The 15,868-nt window shown below is 70.4% G+C and carries 14 protein-coding genes; 7 read left to right on the top strand and 7 right to left on the bottom strand.

Translation table 11 applies throughout. The features are described 5' to 3' along the window. Positions 1 to 66 precede the first annotated feature (66 nt). The gene (locus AB0L53_RS10590) at positions 67 to 2,436 is read right to left on the bottom strand and encodes a DEAD/DEAH box helicase (RefSeq protein WP_363992702.1); all 2,370 of its coding nucleotides are present in this window, start codon (positions 2,434 to 2,436) and stop codon (positions 67 to 69) included. A gap of 408 nt (positions 2,437 to 2,844) precedes the next feature. Between AB0L53_RS10590 and AB0L53_RS10595 the strand changes: the two genes are divergently transcribed. From AB0L53_RS10595 to AB0L53_RS10610, 4 genes are all read left to right on the top strand, one after another. Continuing rightward, on the top strand, positions 2,845 to 3,195 hold the full coding sequence (locus AB0L53_RS10595) for an STAS domain-containing protein (protein ID WP_020542579.1): 351 nt from the start codon (positions 2,845 to 2,847) through the stop codon (positions 3,193 to 3,195). Between the two features lie 2 nt (positions 3,196 to 3,197). Further along, a complete protein-coding gene (locus AB0L53_RS10600) occupies positions 3,198 to 3,629 on the top strand; it encodes an ATP-binding protein (RefSeq protein ID WP_225299083.1) in 432 nt (143 codons plus the stop codon). 658 nt (positions 3,630 to 4,287) lie between these two features. Continuing rightward, positions 4,288 to 6,597, top strand: coding sequence for a sodium-translocating pyrophosphatase (locus tag AB0L53_RS10605; protein ID WP_363992813.1), 2,310 nt, complete (start codon positions 4,288 to 4,290; stop codon positions 6,595 to 6,597). A 290-nt stretch (positions 6,598 to 6,887) separates the two neighbouring features. Continuing rightward, positions 6,888 to 7,367, top strand: coding sequence for a histidine phosphatase family protein (locus AB0L53_RS10610; protein WP_363992703.1), 480 nt, complete (start codon positions 6,888 to 6,890; stop codon positions 7,365 to 7,367). On the opposite strand, the gene serB is transcribed toward AB0L53_RS10610, so the two are convergent. The 3 genes from serB to AB0L53_RS10625 are packed head-to-tail and all read right to left on the bottom strand — an operon-like array spanning position 7,357 to position 10,287. Continuing rightward, positions 7,357 to 8,574 (bottom strand): phosphoserine phosphatase SerB, encoded by a 1,218-nt coding sequence (gene serB / locus AB0L53_RS10615; protein WP_357954532.1) that lies wholly within the window; start codon positions 8,572 to 8,574, stop codon positions 7,357 to 7,359. The two genes, AB0L53_RS10610 and serB, sit on opposite strands and share 11 nt — an antisense overlap. Before the next feature lie 49 nt (positions 8,575 to 8,623). Next, positions 8,624 to 9,634, bottom strand: a complete 1,011-nt coding sequence (locus tag AB0L53_RS10620) for an S-adenosylmethionine:tRNA ribosyltransferase-isomerase (protein ID WP_363992704.1) — start codon at positions 9,632 to 9,634, stop codon at positions 8,624 to 8,626. Then, positions 9,631 to 10,287 (bottom strand): SDR family NAD(P)-dependent oxidoreductase, encoded by a 657-nt coding sequence (locus AB0L53_RS10625; protein ID WP_363992705.1) that lies wholly within the window; start codon positions 10,285 to 10,287, stop codon positions 9,631 to 9,633. The genes AB0L53_RS10620 and AB0L53_RS10625 overlap by 4 nt, the downstream gene beginning before the upstream one ends. 123 nt (positions 10,288 to 10,410) lie before the next feature. Here AB0L53_RS10625 and AB0L53_RS10630 point away from each other — a divergent pair, with 123 nt between their 5' ends. Together AB0L53_RS10630 and AB0L53_RS10635 are read left to right on the top strand one after the other, a co-directional pair. Next, positions 10,411 to 11,526, top strand: a complete 1,116-nt coding sequence (locus AB0L53_RS10630) for a GAF domain-containing sensor histidine kinase (protein WP_363992706.1) — start codon at positions 10,411 to 10,413, stop codon at positions 11,524 to 11,526. Continuing rightward, positions 11,523 to 12,146, top strand: a complete 624-nt coding sequence (locus tag AB0L53_RS10635) for a response regulator transcription factor (protein WP_363992707.1) — start codon at positions 11,523 to 11,525, stop codon at positions 12,144 to 12,146. The genes AB0L53_RS10630 and AB0L53_RS10635 overlap by 4 nt, the downstream gene beginning before the upstream one ends. Here the strand turns inward: AB0L53_RS10635 and AB0L53_RS10640 are convergent. Together AB0L53_RS10640 and AB0L53_RS10645 are read right to left on the bottom strand one after the other, a co-directional pair. Beyond that, positions 12,138 to 12,752, bottom strand: coding sequence for a response regulator transcription factor (locus AB0L53_RS10640; RefSeq protein WP_363992708.1), 615 nt, complete (start codon positions 12,750 to 12,752; stop codon positions 12,138 to 12,140). The two genes, AB0L53_RS10635 and AB0L53_RS10640, sit on opposite strands and share 9 nt — an antisense overlap. Continuing rightward, on the bottom strand, positions 12,749 to 13,714 hold the full coding sequence (locus AB0L53_RS10645; protein ID WP_363992709.1) for a sensor histidine kinase: 966 nt from the start codon (positions 13,712 to 13,714) through the stop codon (positions 12,749 to 12,751). The genes AB0L53_RS10640 and AB0L53_RS10645 overlap by 4 nt, the downstream gene beginning before the upstream one ends. A gap of 370 nt (positions 13,715 to 14,084) precedes the next feature. On the opposite strand from AB0L53_RS10645, the gene AB0L53_RS10650 reads away from it, so the two are divergent. Continuing rightward, complete coding sequence (locus AB0L53_RS10650) at positions 14,085 to 15,029, top strand: CPBP family intramembrane glutamic endopeptidase (RefSeq protein WP_363992710.1); 945 nt, start codon at positions 14,085 to 14,087, stop codon at positions 15,027 to 15,029. 50 nt (positions 15,030 to 15,079) lie between these two features. Here the strand turns inward: AB0L53_RS10650 and AB0L53_RS10655 are convergent, their stop codons facing one another. Further along, positions 15,080 to 15,853 (bottom strand): hypothetical protein, encoded by a 774-nt coding sequence (locus AB0L53_RS10655; RefSeq protein ID WP_363992711.1) that lies wholly within the window; start codon positions 15,851 to 15,853, stop codon positions 15,080 to 15,082. Positions 15,854 to 15,868: the final 15 nt, after the last annotated feature.

A 15,868-nucleotide genomic window follows, 5' to 3' on the forward strand; every position in this document is an offset into this window, starting at 1 on the left:
CTCCATGCCACCCGGCGGGATACCCCCCTTCGGGGGGAGGAAGCGCGGACGTTTGTCGACGCCGGACTAGCTTGCGGCGGCGGGGGTGGAGCGTAGCAAGGTGTCCAAAAGGTGGATGGCGCCGCGTTTGTCCAGGGGCTCGTTGCCGTTGCCGCATTTGGGGGACTGGATGCAGGATGGGCAGCCGCGTTCGCATTCGCAGGAGGCGATGGCCTCGCGGGTGGCCGTGAGCCAGTCGGTGGCACGGGCGTAGCCGCGTTCGGCGAATCCGGCGCCTCCCTCGTGGCCGTCGTACACGAACACCGTCAGCAGGCCCGTGTCCGCGTGAAGTTCCGTGGACACGCCGCCGATGTCCCAGCGGTCGCAGGTGGCGAAGAGGGGGAGCAGGCCGATGGCGGCGTGTTCGGCGGCGTGGGCGGCGCCGCCCAGGTCGAAGCCCTCCTCGGCCAGAGTGGCGACTTCTGAGGCGGGGAGCGTCCACCAGACTGCGCGGGTGCGGAGGGTGCGCGGCGGGAGGTCCAGGGGCTCGTCACCGAGCATCTCGCCGGACTGGAGGCGGCGTTTGAGGTACGAGACCACCTGCCTGGTCACCTCCACCTCACCGAAGTGGAGGCTGCCGGGGCCGAGGTCGTGCGAACGCAGGGAGGCGAGCACCGAGATCTCCGTCACGTCGCGCGCGAACGTCGTGTAGTCGGGCTCCGCACCGCCCACCAGGGCGACGCCGGCTTCGAGGTCGAGGAGCTCCACCAGGTACGTCTCACCCTGATGCAGGTACACGGCGCCGGTGTGGACGGTGGTGTGGGCGGACGGCTCGTCCACGCTGCCGAGGAGGCGGCCGGTCGCGGACTCCACGACCTGGATGGGTGCTCCTCCGCCGCCCCTGATATCGGCCAGGTCGGTGGCACGTTCGCGCTTGGTCCAGAACCAGCCTGCGGGGCGCTTCCTGAGCAGGCCCTCGGTGACCAGGTCGTCAAGGACGTTCGGGGTGGTGGGGCCGAAGACGGGCAGGTCGGTGTCGGTCAGCGGGATCTCCGCGGCGGCCGCGCAGAGGTGGGGGCCGAGGACGTACGGGTTGTCCGGGTCGAGCACGATCGCCTCTACGGGCTGACCGAAGAGGGCCTGGGGGTGGTGTACGAGGTAGGTGTCGAGGGGGTCGTCCCTCGCGATGAGTACGGCGAGTGCCTCCTGGCCGTCGCGGCCGGCTCGGCCCGCCTGCTGCCAGAGGGAGGCGCGGGTGCCCGGCCAGCCGGCGATCAGGACGGCGTCCAGGCCGGAGACGTCCACGCCGAGCTCAAGGGCGTTGGTGGTGGCCAGGCCCATGATGGAGCCCGAGCGGAGGGCCTTCTCCAGGAGCCTGCGGTCTTCGGCGAGGTATCCGGCCCGGTAGGCGGCGATCCGGTCTGGAAGGTCGGCCCAGTCGGCGGGGTCGGACTCGGACGCTCCCCAGGACAGCGCACCCTGGTCTGAGCCTGGTGGAGTGGCGCCCGGGTCTGAGCCTGGTGAAGTGGTGCCGTCGCGGTCGGGCAACGCTGGATGAGGGTCTTGGGCAGAGGATGGCGGGGAAATGCCGTGGTCTGGGGGTGCTGAGGGAATGGCTTGACCACCCGACAGGGAGAGCGCACCGGGAGTGCCTCCTGCGGGGGCGGAGGCCGTACTCGATGAGCCGTCAACCGTTGACAGCCCTGAGGTCCCGGCCAGGGAGAAGGCGACGTCGGCGAGTTTGGCGCGGGCGGTCAGGGCGACTGTCTCGGCGCCGCGCCGGGAGCGGACGAAGGCGAGGGTGCGGACCTTCGCCAGGACGAGGTCCGTCAGGAGGTCCGCGGCCTCCGCGGTGGCCGTGCGGCGCACCGGAGCGCCCCTCTCGCCCCGTAGTTCGGTCAGGGGCGGCTCCCAGAGCGCGATGGTCGTCGCACCCTTGGGAGACCCGTCCGACGTCACCTCGGCCATCTCAAGGCCCGTCAGCCGCATCGCGAACGCCCCCGGCTCGCTGGCCGTCGCTGAGGCCAGCAGGAAGACGGGCTGCGAGCCGTAGCGGGCGCAGACGCGGCGCAGGCGGCGCAGGATCTGGGCCACGTGTGAGCCGAACACTCCGCGGTAGCCATGGCACTCGTCCACCACGACCATCCGCAGCCGCCGGAAGAACGACGACCACTGGGCGTGCCGGGGCAGGATGCTGCGATGCAGCATGTCGGGATTTGTTAGTACGTAGTTGGCGTGCTGCCGGACCCAGGTACGTTCCTCGAACGGCGTGTCGCCGTCGAAGCAGGCCGCGCGGAGCTGGGTGATGCGGAGCTCGCGGAGGCCGCGGAGCTGGTCGGCGGCCAGGGCCTTGGTAGGCGTGAGGTAAAGGACCATGCCGCCGTCGAGGCAGGAGGCGACGGCCGGAGTGAGGTACGCGAGCGACTTCCCGGACGCCGTTCCGGTGGAAATGATCACATTTCGGCCACGATGGGCCAGGTCAGCGGCTTCGTACTGGTGTGGCCACAATCCCGGGATTCCGCGGTTCGCCAAGCGCGTAACCAGGAGTTCCGGCGCCCATTTCGGCCAACCCACTTGACCCGCCTGACGTGCTGGAACATGCTCCACATGAGTGACGCGCTCATGACGTGCGGGAACACCGAGCAGGTGACCGAGGAGTGGACCTGGCCGGTGTGGGGAGGAAGCGGAGGAAGTCACTGTTTCCAGTCTGCATCCGTGGGCAAAGTCGCCGGGAATCGTGATTTCGTATAGACACAAGCCAGACGCGTGGTTGAATGCCGCGCGTCAGGGTCAGACGGTCTGGAGCCCCGTTCCAGACTGCCAGGCCCGCAAGGGTACTTTCGCAGGCGAGGCGCTGGAGGATCTGTGGATCTGAAGTTGGATCACCACAACGAGGACCGACTCACCATCGTCGAGGTTGAGGGTGAGATCGATGTCTACACGGCGCCGAGATTGCGTGAGCTCCTCATCGACCTGGTGAACAAGGGCAACTTCCACCTTCTCGTGAACATGGAGAAGGTCGACTTCCTCGACTCGACGGGCCTCGGTGTCCTGGTCGGGGGGCTCAAGCGGGTTCGGGCGCACGACGGTTCGCTCGAGCTGGTGTGCACGCAGGAGCGCATCCTCAAGATCTTCCGGATCACCGGACTGACCAAGGTCTTCGGGATCTACGCTTCGGTCGACGAGGCCAAGGAAGCTCACGGCAAAGACAAGTAGTCATGGCTACCGTCGAGCTGACGTTCAGCGCCCTCCCCGCGCATGTGCGGACCGCCCGGTTGGTCGCGACGGCGATCGCCCGGCGCACCGGCGTGGAGGAGTCACTGCTGGACGAGGTCAGGCTCGCCGTCGGTGAGGCCTGCTCCCGGGCGGTTGAGGCGCATCGCGCGCACTGCCCGGGAGAGCCCATCCGCATCGAGCTGAAAGACGACTCGGGACGGTTCGAGGTCACGGTCAGCGATCAGGCCCCCAGCGATGAGATCAAGCAGGAGCAACCCCTCGATTTGGGCATGCTCTCTGACTCGTTCATGTCGGGGTTCGGCATCGCGGTGATCGCGGGGCTGGCCGACGATGTGGAGGTGTTCCCCAGTCCGAAGGGGATGCGCATCCGCATGAGCTGGCCCGCCGCCACCAATGGCCACGCGCCGATATAACGACAATCTTTTCTTTTTTTACGGCACGGCACGGTGGGCCCCGCCCGCCGACCATGGCTGAGCCCTGTCCAGGGGTACGCTCCTCTGGTGATACGGGGCTGGGCGCCGATACGAGGCACGGCACCCATGGCTTCCACAAGCCAACAGCCATAGAGCACCTGGCCACCCGATGGCCATAGGGCGTCGGCCGACGGCCGCAGGGCCGTCGCCGTCCCCTCGCGAGTGACCGGCCGGGTCGTGGGCAGCCACGGCCCGGCTTCGGCATGTCATCCCGGCCGCTGGGCGCCGAAGAGCGATGCGCCCACCGCCCCGTCGTCCCTCTGGGATGCCCCAAACCCATGTTTCGGGCGTGTCGTTTCGGGCACCCTGTCATGGCCGTAAACCCGGGGAAATATCGGTTGTCAGATGGCAAATCGCCTTGCTGGCTGGGGATTACTGGGGGATTACTGGACGCGTGGCCAAATAGCGACCGGCAGAGCCTTCATATCCGCGCAGCCCGTGCGTAGACTCCCGGCACCGGCCAAGGTGATCCGGCGAAACTGCGGACTCAACCGGAAGCGGCACCCATAACCCGGATGGTGCCGCACCAGCCCGCCGATCTTTGCGCACCGCCCGGGCAGGACGACCGGTCTTGCCGAGGAGAACGATGTTTAGGCACATGCTGGCGGTGGAGCCAGCGTCCAATCTGGCCCTGAGCGGTAACAATCTCACTATCGTGATCGTGGTCGCCGCGGTCGCACTGATCGCCCTAGCCGTCGCCGGCGGCCTGGTGCGTGAGGTGCTGTCCGCCGACCCCGGCACGGAGCGCATGCAGGACATCGCCCGTGCCGTACAAGAGGGAGCCGCCGCCTATCTCGCGCGGCAGTTCCGCACGTTGGCGGTCTTCGTCGTCGTGATCCCTTTCCTACTACTCCTGCTACCGGCTGAGACCGCCGATGTGCGCATCGGCCGCTCGATCTTCTTCGTGGTCGGGGCGGTCTTCTCCGCGCTGACCGGCTTCATGGGCATGTGGCTGGCCGTACGCGGAAACGTACGCGTCGCGGCGGCCGCCCGTGACGCGGGCGAGAAGCGCGCCATGCGCATCGCCTTCCGTACGGGCGGCGTGGCCGGCATGTTCACCGTGGGCCTCGGCCTGTTCGGTGCGGCCATCGTCGTCTTCGTCTATCAGGGTGACGCGCCGGGCGTCCTCGAAGGCTTCGGCTTCGGGGCGGCGCTGCTGGCGATGTTCATGCGAGTCGGCGGCGGCATCTTCACCAAGGCCGCCGACGTGGGCGCCGACCTGGTCGGCAAGGTCGAACAGGGCATCCCGGAGGACGATCCGCGTAACGCGGCGACGATCGCCGACAACGTGGGCGACAACGTCGGCGACTGCGCGGGTATGGCCGCCGACCTGTTCGAGTCGTACGCGGTCATGCTGGTCGCCAGCCTCATCCTGGGCAAGGTGGCCTTCGGCGAGCAGGGACTGATCTTCCCGCTGATCGTGCCCATGATCGGCGTGCTCACCGCGATCATCGGCATCTTCGTCACCCGGATGCGCGACGGCGACCGCAGCGGTATGGCCGCCATCAACCGCAGCTTCTTCATCTCCGCCGGGATCTCCGCGGTGCTGGTCGCGGCGGCGACGTTCTGGTACCTGCCCAGCACCTTCAGCGACCTGACCGGCTCGGCCGTGCAGTCCACCGCCAACCCGCGGCTCATCGCCATCGGCGCGGTGATCATCGGTCTGGTTCTGGCCGGCGCCATCCAGTTGCTGACCGGCTACTTCACCGAGACGACCAGGCGTCCGGTCCGCGAGATCGGCGAGAGCTCGGCCACCGGGCCGGCGACCGTCATCCTGGCGGGCATCAGCGTCGGCCTCGAGTCGGCCGTCTACTCGGCGCTGATCATCGCCGGCGCGGTCTACGGCGCGTTCCTGCTGGGCTTCGGGAACGTGACGATCGCGCTGTTCGCGGTGGCGCTGGCCGGCACCGGCCTGCTGACCACGGTCGGTGTCATCGTCTCGATGGACACCTTCGGGCCGGTATCCGACAACGCGCAGGGCATAGCCGAGATGTCCGGCGACGTCGAGGGTGAGGGCGCGCGCGTGCTCACCAGCCTCGACGCTGTCGGAAACACGACGAAGGCCATCACCAAGGGCATCGCGATCGCCACGGCGGTGCTCGCGGCGACCGCGCTGTTCGGCGCGTTCCGCACGGCCGTGGAGCTGGAGCTCGGCAAGGCGAGCCAGGCGGCCAAGGAGGCGCTCGGCGCGTTCTCCACCTTCAGCCTGAGCATCGACCAGCCCAACGTGCTCGTCGGCCTGGTCATCGGCGCGGCGGTCGTGTTCCTGTTCTCCGGGCTGGCGATCAGCGCGGTCGGGCGGGCCGCGATGCGCGTGGTCTTCGAGGTACGCGACCAGTTCCGCAACCACCCGGGCATCATGGACGGCACCGAGAAGCCCGAGTACGGCCGCGTCGTCGACATCTGCACCCGTGACTCGCTGCGCGAGCTGGCCACGCCCGGCCTGCTGGCGGTCATGACACCGATCGCGGTCGGGTTCGCCCTCGGGTACGCGCCGCTGGGCGCGTTCCTGGCCGGGGCCATCGCCTGCGGCACGCTCATGGCGGTCTTCCTGTCCAACTCGGGCGGTGCCTGGGACAACGCCAAGAAGCTGGTCGAGGACGGTCACCACGGCGGCAAGGGCTCCGAGGCCCACGAAGCCACGATCATCGGTGACACGGTCGGCGACCCGTTCAAGGACACGGCCGGACCGGCCATCAACCCGCTGATCAAGGTGATGAACCTGGTGGCGCTCCTGGTGGCGCCGGCAGTGGTCCTGTACGCGGGCAACCCGGCCCTGCGCATCGGGATCACGGTCGTGGCCGTGGGCGTGGTGGTCGGCGCCATCCTCGTCTCCAAGCGCCGCTCGGCCACCAGCGAGTCGGCCAGCAACGACAACAACCGGGAGCACCAACCGGTGGCTTCCTAGCGACCCCATCCGGACGCCCGCTCCTCCGAGGTCTGGGGGAGCGGGCGTTCCACGTCTCAAGAAACAACGTCCCCCAAGGGCTGCGGGTCTCAAGAAACCAGCGGTCCCAAGAAACGAAGAAGGATCGCGGGTCAGGTGCGGAACCCGCCGCCCCCGGTGGGAAACTGGGCGGATGGAAGACAAGCGGCCCAGCGGCGGCAAGGCGCTGGCCTACATTCTGCTGGCGATGCTGGCCATCCTCGCGGTGATCGTCGCGCTGGGTGTGTGGGCGACGAGAGGAACCTGAGCACGTGCGTACGTTGATCGTGCTCCGCCACGCCAAGGCCGCGCAGGTCCCCGGCCTGGAGGACAGCGAACGTCCGCTGACGCACCGGGGCGAGCGTGACGCGAAGCGGGCCGGTGATGAGGTGCGGGCTCTCGGGCTGGCGCCCGACCTGGTGCTGTGCTCCCCGTCCCTGCGTACGAAGCAGACCGCCGAGCTGGCCTTCCCCGAGGTGGCGGTCAGCTATGAGCGTGACGTCTACCAGGCCTACCCCGAGGAGCTGCTGGCGCTGGTCAAGCTGACCGATCCGGAGCTGGAGACGGTCGTGCTGTGCGGCCACAACCCGGGCGTGCACGAGCTGGCGATCGCGCTGGCCGGGGGCGACTACGGGTTCCGGCCGGGTTCGTTCGCGGTCATCCGTACCGAAGCGGACTGGGTGGACCTGTGGCCGGGCGAGGCGCAGCTGATCACCCGCTGGGACCCCAAGGAGGGAGAGGTCAGCGGGTGAGCACGCCGTCCTCGGCGTCCGCCGCCTCCACTTCGTCCCGGGAGATCCCGAGCAGGTAGAGGATCGAGTCGAGGTAGGGGGTGTTGACCGCGGTGTCCGCCGCCTCCCGGACGACCGGCTTGGCGTTGAAGGCGATCCCGAGCCCGGCCGCCGCGATCATGTCGAGGTCGTTGGCCCCGTCACCGATGGCCACCGTCTGGCTGATCGGCAGCCCCGCCTCGCGGGCGAACCGCTCCAGCGCGCGGGCCTTGCCCGGCCGGTCGACGATCTCGCCGACGACGCGGCCGGTGAGCTTGCCGTCGACGACCTCCAGCACGTTCGCCGCCGAGTAGTCGATGCCCAGGTCCTCGACCAGGCTGTCGGTGATCTGGGTGAAGCCGCCGCTGACGATGGCGAAGCGGTAGTCGAGCCGCTTGAGCGTGCGGACCAGCGTACGGGCGCCGGGGGTGAGCACGACCTGCTGCCGTACCTGCTCGAAGACCTCGGCCGGCAGCCCTTCGAGCAGCGCGACCCGGCGGCGCAGGGACTCGGCGAAGTCGAGCTCGCCGCGCATGGCCTCCTCGGTGACCCGGGCGACCTCTTCGAGGCAGCCCGCGTGGCCGGCCAGCAGCTCGATGACCTCGCCCTGGATGAGCGTCGAGTCGACGTCCATGACTACCAGCCGCTTGGCCCGCCGCGACAGACCGGTGCGCTGCACGGCCACGTCGACGTGCAGGGCGGCGGCCTCGGCGGCCAGCTCGACGCGGAGCGCGCTCGGGTCGGCGCCCGAGACCGACAGCTCGATGCAGGTGACCGGCCACTGGGCGAGGCGTTCGATGCGGTCGATGTTCGCGCCGGCGGCGGCGATGCGCCCGGCGATGCCCGCGATCGCGGCGGGCTGGAGCGTCGCGCCCAGCACGCTGACCGACAGGCGGCCGCGCCGGCGCTGCTCCTTGGTCTGGGAGCCGGTGGAGAGCTCCAGCTCCAGGCCGAGGTCCTCAGCCACCCGCTCGACGGCGGTCCACATGGCGCCGAGCGTGCTGCCCGTGCCGGTCGACGGACCGCCCGCGTAGGCGACGAGCACGCCGAGCGTGAGCCGCCCGCGGATGACGACCTGCTCGATGTCGGCCACGGTCACCGGGAAACCCGACAGAACTGAGAAGAGCCTCGAGGTGACGCCCGGTCGGTCCGGGCCGGTCAGGGTGATCAGGAGGGTGCGCTGGTCCACATTGAGCCAGGCTACTGGGCGTACCCTGACACATGAGCACGAGGGGCCACTATCGGCGCAGCAGCAAGTGGGTGTCACCGAACTCGTGCCACAGGTACCCCTCCCGCAACGCCGCCTCGTAGGCGCGGGCGAGCGGCTCCCGCTCGGCGATTGCCGTGAGCATCATCAGGTGGCTTGACCTGGGCTCATGCAGGCCGGTGAGCAGCCCGCTCACGGCCTTGACCCCGACGTCCGGCGTCACGATATGCCTGGTCCAGCCCGCCGAGGCGGCCACCAGCCCGTCGTCGGCGACGGCCGTCTCCAGCGCGCGCACCACGGTGGTGCCGGCGGCCACCACCCGGCCTCCGTTCGCCGTGGTCAGGTTGACCAGGCGGGCCGTGGCCGCGGGCACCTCGTACCGCTCCGCGTAGGGCGGCTCGTCCTTCTCCGGCGAGGCGACCCCGGTGTGCAGAGTGATCGGCGCGATGCCGACGCCGCGCGCCACCAGAGCCGTGACCAGCTCGGCGGTGAACGGCCGGGCCGCGCTCGGCATCTCCGCGCTGCCCGGCACGGTGGCGAAGACGGTCTGGTAGGCGTCGAGCGGCCAGTCGCGCGACACGTAGGAGTAGCGGATCGGCACCCCGTGATCGCGCAGGTACGCCTCCACGTCACGATCGAGCCTGGCTCGCCACAGGCGCGGCGTCTCGCGTTCGATGAGCCGCAGCGTCGCCCGTCCCGGCAGCGGCAGCCACTCGCCCGGCTCGCCGCCGCCGTACGGCTCGGAGGACTTCGAGGTACGGCGGCGCAGCTCGACCAGCCAGGTGCCGTCCTCGCGCGCGGTGGAGAAGTGCACGGCGAGCCGGTCGAGCCTGATGGCGGCGGGCAGCGTCGCCGAGTTGTTGACCACGATCAGGTCGCCGGGGCCGAGCAGCCCCGGCAGGTCGGTGAAGCGGCGGTGCTCCGGCGGGAGATGGCCGCGCGAGACCAGCAGTCGCACCGAGTCGCGGGTCAGTCCTCGGGCCTCGGGTGGTTCGTGCGCCGACAGGGTGTCCGGCAGCGCGAAGTCGAGCGCGGCGGTCATTGCAGGCTCACCCGGCCGCTGGCCGGACGGGCCCTGACCAGGTCGTACAGTGCCGCGGCCACCTTGGCGGGATCCGCCGCGCCGGCCGCCTCCTCCGCGCCGACGGCGTCGGCCAGCATGCGGGTGTTCATCTCGCCGGGGTCGGCCCACCAGACGGCCAAATCGGGTTCCTCAGCCGACAGGACGTTGGACAGCTGCTCCAGGGCGGCCTTGGAGGCGCCGTAGCCGCCCCAGCCCTCGTAGGCGCCGGTGGCGGCGTCGGAGGTGATGTTCACGATCGCGCCGCGCGTGGCGCGCAGCGCGGGCAGCGTCGCCTGGATGAGGGCCAGGGGCGCGATCACGTTGGTCTCCAGCAGGGCCCTGAACTCATCCCTCGGGTACACCGACAGCGGGGGCAGCGGGGTCACGCCCAGCCCGCTCGCGTTGTTGACCAGCAGGTCCAGCTGGGGTACGGCCCGCGCGAGCCGTTCGACATGTGCCGGGTCGCTCACATCACCGGCGATGGCGGTGGCGCCCAGTTCGGCCGCGACCCGCTCCAGGTCCGCCGCGCCGCGGGCGGTGAGCAGGAGCTCCCATCCGGCGCCGGCGAGTGTCGTCGCCAGGGCCAGGCCGAGGCCGCGGGAGGCACCGGTGATCAGTGCGGTGTTCGTCATGGCTTGACGGTAGGAGCGCGGAACCGGCCGTACATCGGGCTGAGGGGCCGCCTCCGCCTGGGCATATGGACCTAGGACCAATGGCGCCTGGGCATGACGGCCCAGGACCATAGAGTGGGTGCCGTGGCCTCCGACAGGGACGAGATCATGCAGGCGGTGAGCACCGCCGTGCTCGCGGTGACCCGGCACCTTTCGGTGCGCGAGGTGCTGCAGGTCATCGTCCGCTCGGCCCAGCGGCTGCTCGACGCCCGCTACGCCGCGCTCGGCGTGCCGGACGAGGACGGCTCGTTCGCCGAGTTCGTCGCCGAGGGCCTCACCGACAAGCAGTGGGACGCGATCGGCCCGCTGCCCAGGCAGCATGGCATGCTCGGCGCGATGCTCCGCGACGGGGCTCCGGTACGCCTGCCCGACCTGCGCGAGGACCCCAGGTTCGAGTGGTGGCCCAAGGCGCACCCGGTGATGAAGGACTTCCTCGGCGCCCCGATCCGCGACGGCGAGGAGGTGCTCGGCATCATCTTCCTGGCCAACAAGCGCTCGCCCGACGGGTTCACGGAGGCGGACCAGGACCTGCTCACGCTGTTCGCCGCGCACGCCGCCATCGCGCTGACCAACGCCAGGCTGTACGAGCGGGGTCGCGAGCTGGCCATGCTCGAAGAGCGCAACCGGATGGCCCGCGAGCTGCACGACGCCGTCACCCAGAAGCTGTTCTCGCTCAGGCTGACCGCGCAGTCCGCCGCCGTCCTGCTGCCCAACGCCCCCGACCAGGCGGCCGCCGAGCTCGAACGCGTGCAGCGCCTGGCGGGCGAGGCGCTGGCCGAGCTCCGGGCGGTGATCGTCGAGCTGCGCCCGGCCGAGCTCGACCGGCACGGGCTGGCGGAGACGCTGGGCAAGCACGTACGCCTGCTCGACCGGCTCCATCCCGCGCACGTCACGTTCGAGGGCGGCGAGCTGCCGCCGCTCGACTCGGCGGTGGAGGTGGCCGTCCTGCGGGTCGCGCAGGAGGCGCTGCACAACGCGCTCAGGCACTCCGACGCCGGCCACGTCGAGGTGCGGCTGGTCGACGAGGGCGGCAAGCTGGTGCTGACCGTACGCGACGACGGCAAGGGCTTCGAGCAGGTCGAGTCGCGCGGCCTGGGCCTGGTGTCGATGAGGGACAGGGCGGAGTCCGTGGGCGGCGTCATGACCGTCGCCTCGGCCCGCGACGAGGGGACGACGGTCCGCGTGGAGGTGGGCGTGTGATCCGGGTGCTGATCGCCGACGATCACCCAGTGGTACGGCAGGGCCTGCGGACCTTCCTCGACCTCCAGGAGGACATCACGGTCGTCGGCGAGGCGGCCGACGGGGCCCAGGCCGTCGAGCTGGCCGGCGAGCTCGCTCCCGACGTGCTGCTGCTCGATCTGAAGATGCCGGTGCTCGACGGGCTCGGCGCGCTGGCCCGGCTCTCGGGGGCGCTCCCCAGGGTGATCGTGCTGACCTCCGTGAGCGACCGGTCCGATGTTGGCCCCGCGATGCGGGCGGGTGCCTCCGGGTTCCTCTACAAGGACGTGGATCCGAACGCGCTTGTGCAGGCGGTGCGGGCCGTACATGGGGGGCAGGTGCTGCTCGCCCCCGAGGCGGCGGAGGCGATGCTGGCCGGCGCCAACGGCTCACCGCCGGCGCTGGGGCCGGTGCCGCTGACCGAACGGGAGCGCGAGGTGCTGGCACTGATCGCGGCCGGCCACTCCAACCGGGAGATCGCCAGGAGCCTGTCGGTCGCCGAGAAGACGGTCAAGACGCATGTGTCCAACGTGCTGATGAAGCTCGGCGTCCAGGACCGCACCCAGGCCGCCCTGTACGCCGTCCGCCACGGGTTAGCTTGACCTCGCGATGTGGATGGCCAGCTGAGTGCGGTCGCGTAGCCGTAGTTTGCGCAGGATGCTGGAGATGTGGTTCTTCACCGTGCCCTCGGTGATGAACAGTCGCCTGGCGATCTCCCGGTTGGTCGCGCCATCGCCGACCAGGACGGCCACCTCGTGCTCGCGTTCGGAGAGCTGGTCGGCGAGGTCCGGCGTGGCGGGGGCGCTGCGCAGCTCGGCGACCACCCGCTCGGCGGCGACCCCGCCCAGCACGGTCTCGCCCCTGGCCGCCTTGCGGATGGCCGCAACCAGCTCGTCCGGCGGGGTGTCCTTGAGCAGGTAGCCGCGGGCGCCGGCGCGCAGGCCGCCGAAGATGTAGTCGTCGTCGTCGAACGTGGTCAGGATGATCGCGGGGATGTCCAGGCGGGCGACCAGCTCGATCCCGTCCATCCTCGGCATCCGCGCGTCCACCAGCGCCACGTCGGGCCTGGCCGAGGGGAGCAGGTCGAGCGCGGCCAGCCCGTCCGCGGCCTCGCCCACGACCTCGATGCCCTCCTCCAGCTCCAGGAGCTTGCGCAGGCCCTGGCGCATCAGCACCTGATCGTCCACGATCAGCACCCGGACGATCACAGGCCCGCTCCCGTTCCGGCCGGCAGGTTGACCCGTAACGTGAATCCGCCCTCCGCGCGGCTCCCCGCGTGCAGCGAGCCGCCGAGCGCGGTGACCCGCTGGCGCAGCCCGGCCAGGCCGTGCCCGCCGCCGAGCTGCTCGTCCGCCGCGCCGCGCCCGTCGTCGGTGACGGCCAGCTCGACGTGGCCGTCCGAGGCGCCGAGCACGACCTCCACGCGCCGCGCCCCAGAATGGCGCGCCGCATTGGTCAGCCCCTCTTGCAACGCCCGGTACATGACCAGCTCGGCCTCCTCAGCAAGCGTCGGCCCCGCGCCCTCCGCCTGGAAGGTGACGTCGAGTCCGGTGCCCTCGAACGACCTCGCCAGCTCGGCCAGCGCGGTGGCGCCCGCCTTGCCCTCCAGCGCCAGTGGCTTGAGCGCCCGCACCCAGCGTCTGGTGTCGGCCAGGGCCTCCACGGTGAGCTGCTGGGCCTGCCGCACCTCGGCCCACGCCTCGTCGGGGCGGGCCGAGCGGTAGCGCTGGGCGTTCTCCAGGCCGAGGTTGATCACTGTGAGGTAGTGGCCGACGGAGTCGTGCATCTCGCGCGACATGCGAGCCCGCTCCTCGGCCACCGTGAGCTCGCCCACCCTGGCCGCGTACCGCCGCAGCTTGGCGTGGGCGTCGGTCAGCTCGGCCAGCAGCCGTTCGTTGTCGGCCGCGCGCTGCCTGGCGCCCAGCAGTACGCGGGTGGCGATCAGCGCCCACACCGTGAACACGGCCATCACGCTCGTCTCGGCGAGCGACCACCAGGCATCTCGCCCAATCATCAGATTCGCGGCCAGGGTGTAGGCCACCGCGACCGCGCTGAAGCACACGCCGCCGCCGAACCCGAACACGGAGACGATGTGTGTGAGCACCACCACCACCAAGGGGATGGTCGTGATCGCGCCTCCGGCGGTCATCCCACCCAGCGCGGCCAGCACGAATAGGAGGCTGACCGCTCTACGGGGCCATGAGGCCGCGCGATTCCACCGCAGCAACGGCCATATGCCCAGCATCGCCAGGGGAGGCACGCAGAAAGGCCACGAGCTGTGGTCACCGGCCGTCACCTGGAGCGCGCCCCAGAGAAGTATCAGGTCCGAGCCGCCGAAAAGGGCGCTCAGAATGTAGGGGGCCCGTTCATCGGTGCCATGTGTCCAACGATCACTTCCGGCCACGCTTCCACGCTAACAGCGGGGACGGCGAAGCCCTCGGGATGAGCGGCCGAACATGACCTGCGACACATACGAAGACAGGCCGTGATCGATCTCGCGCATGATTCGCCCGGCTCCGCCGATCTCTACGTTCGGCCATATGGACAACGCATTCGTCAAGGCCGCGACGGCCGGGAAACGCATGACCCATCCGCTTCTCGCGGTCCTCCTGGCGCAATTGATCTACGCCGGGGGAGTCCTCATCGGCGCGGTACTCTTACTGCCCATCAACCGGCTCTTCCCCAGTTCACAGTCGGGTCCGTTTCTCGCGGTCGCGACGTTCCTGCAAGTCGTGATCCAGCACGCGCCGGTCTTCGCGCTGCTGTGGCTCTGGACGCGCTACTACGAGAAGCGCTCGTTCGTCTCGCTCGGCTTCATGTGGAGCCGCGGCGCCTGGCGGCAGCACCTGCTCGGCTTCGGTCTGGGCAACGCCTTCATCGCGGGCTGGCTGGCCCTGCAGTACGCCATCGGCAACTTGGAAGTGGACGGATCGCGGTGGAACGCCGCCCTCCTCTACCTCCTGCCCACGTACTACCTGTCCAGGGTCATCATGATCTCCATCGAGGAGATCCTCTACCGGGGCTGGATCCTGCAGAGCGCCGGGGCGCGGTGGGGCGTGCCCGCGGGTATCGCCGTGTCGTCCGCCGCGTTCGCGCTCTTCCACTTCGTCGGGCCGCTGATGCTGATCGCGCCGCTGCACACCTTCCACTGGGTGCTCGCGACCAACCTGGTGCTCTGGTCGGTGCTGGCGGCGCTGCTCACACTGACTGGGCGCAGTCTGTGGGCGGCCATGGCGTTCCACGCGACCCCGCTCTGGCTGGGCACCAGCGTCTTCGCGGTGACCACGCAGGGTCAGCGGCCGCCGAGCATGACCGTGCTCCTGCTGAGCCAGCCGAAGGCGAGCCCGCTGACCGGTGAGGGGGCTCTGGCCGGACCCTTCACCGGCCTGCCGACCACGCTCCTGCTGGCCGTCCTGTGCGCGGGCGCTCTCGCGGCCTACCTCAAGAGGTCCCGCGCGAGGGAGCTCACGGCCGCTGCGGCCTGACCGTCACGAAAACCTGCCTGCGGCCTGATCGTTGCGCAACTCGCGTGCGGCTAGGGCCTGACCGGTTCGAAGATGGAGTGGTGCGCGGCTACGAGGGCGCGGCGTACCGCGCGGTCGAGCTCCCGCAGGGCCTCGCCGCTCGCCGCGATCTGGCCCGAGGTGAGCCCCCTCTCATCGGCCACCCGCAGCACCGCGTCCAGCCGCGTGGCCAGGGCGGAGACGCGGTGTGCCCGTCCCGGATAGCCGGGGGCCAGTTCGCCGCCGGGCCCTCCCAGCCGGTCGGGCCGCTCCGGTGCGGGTCCGTCGACCGAGGTCAGCGCGTCTGTCGCCGACCGCATCGCGATCGACAGCTCTCGCTCCGCCTCGGCCACTGAAGGCAGGTCCACGCGCACGGGCCCAGAGGGGTGTACGGCCAGGCGTACCCCTACATAGGACGACCCGCGCAGGTCGGGCGAGGGCACCAGCCCGACGCAGCGGTCGGAGAGCACCGCGATGACCGCCTGACCGGCCTCCACGGCGGCCGCGTTGAAAGCGGGCGGTCCGGAGAGCCCGAGCGGGTCGCCGGGGGCGGGCAGCGCGAGCCGGAGCTCGGTCAGCCCGTCGGAGCGAAGCCCGGCGAGGTAGGCACGCAACGGCACATCGCCCGCGACGGGATCCACGGCAGGGCTCTCGGCTGGGGGGCCGGGCGTCTCGGCGGCGCCCACGACGGTGGGACCGGCGGCGGTTTCGACCCGGTCCACGGCCTCGTCGAGACCGACGTGACCGGCGAGCCAGGCGTTGCCCCAGGCGACCAGCGGAGGAGAGACAGGTGATTCAGGAGGCACCGGTCCACGATATGC

The organism is Nonomuraea sp. NPDC052129 (assembly GCF_040680095.1).
GTDB lineage: Bacteria > Actinomycetota > Actinomycetes > Streptosporangiales > Streptosporangiaceae > Nonomuraea.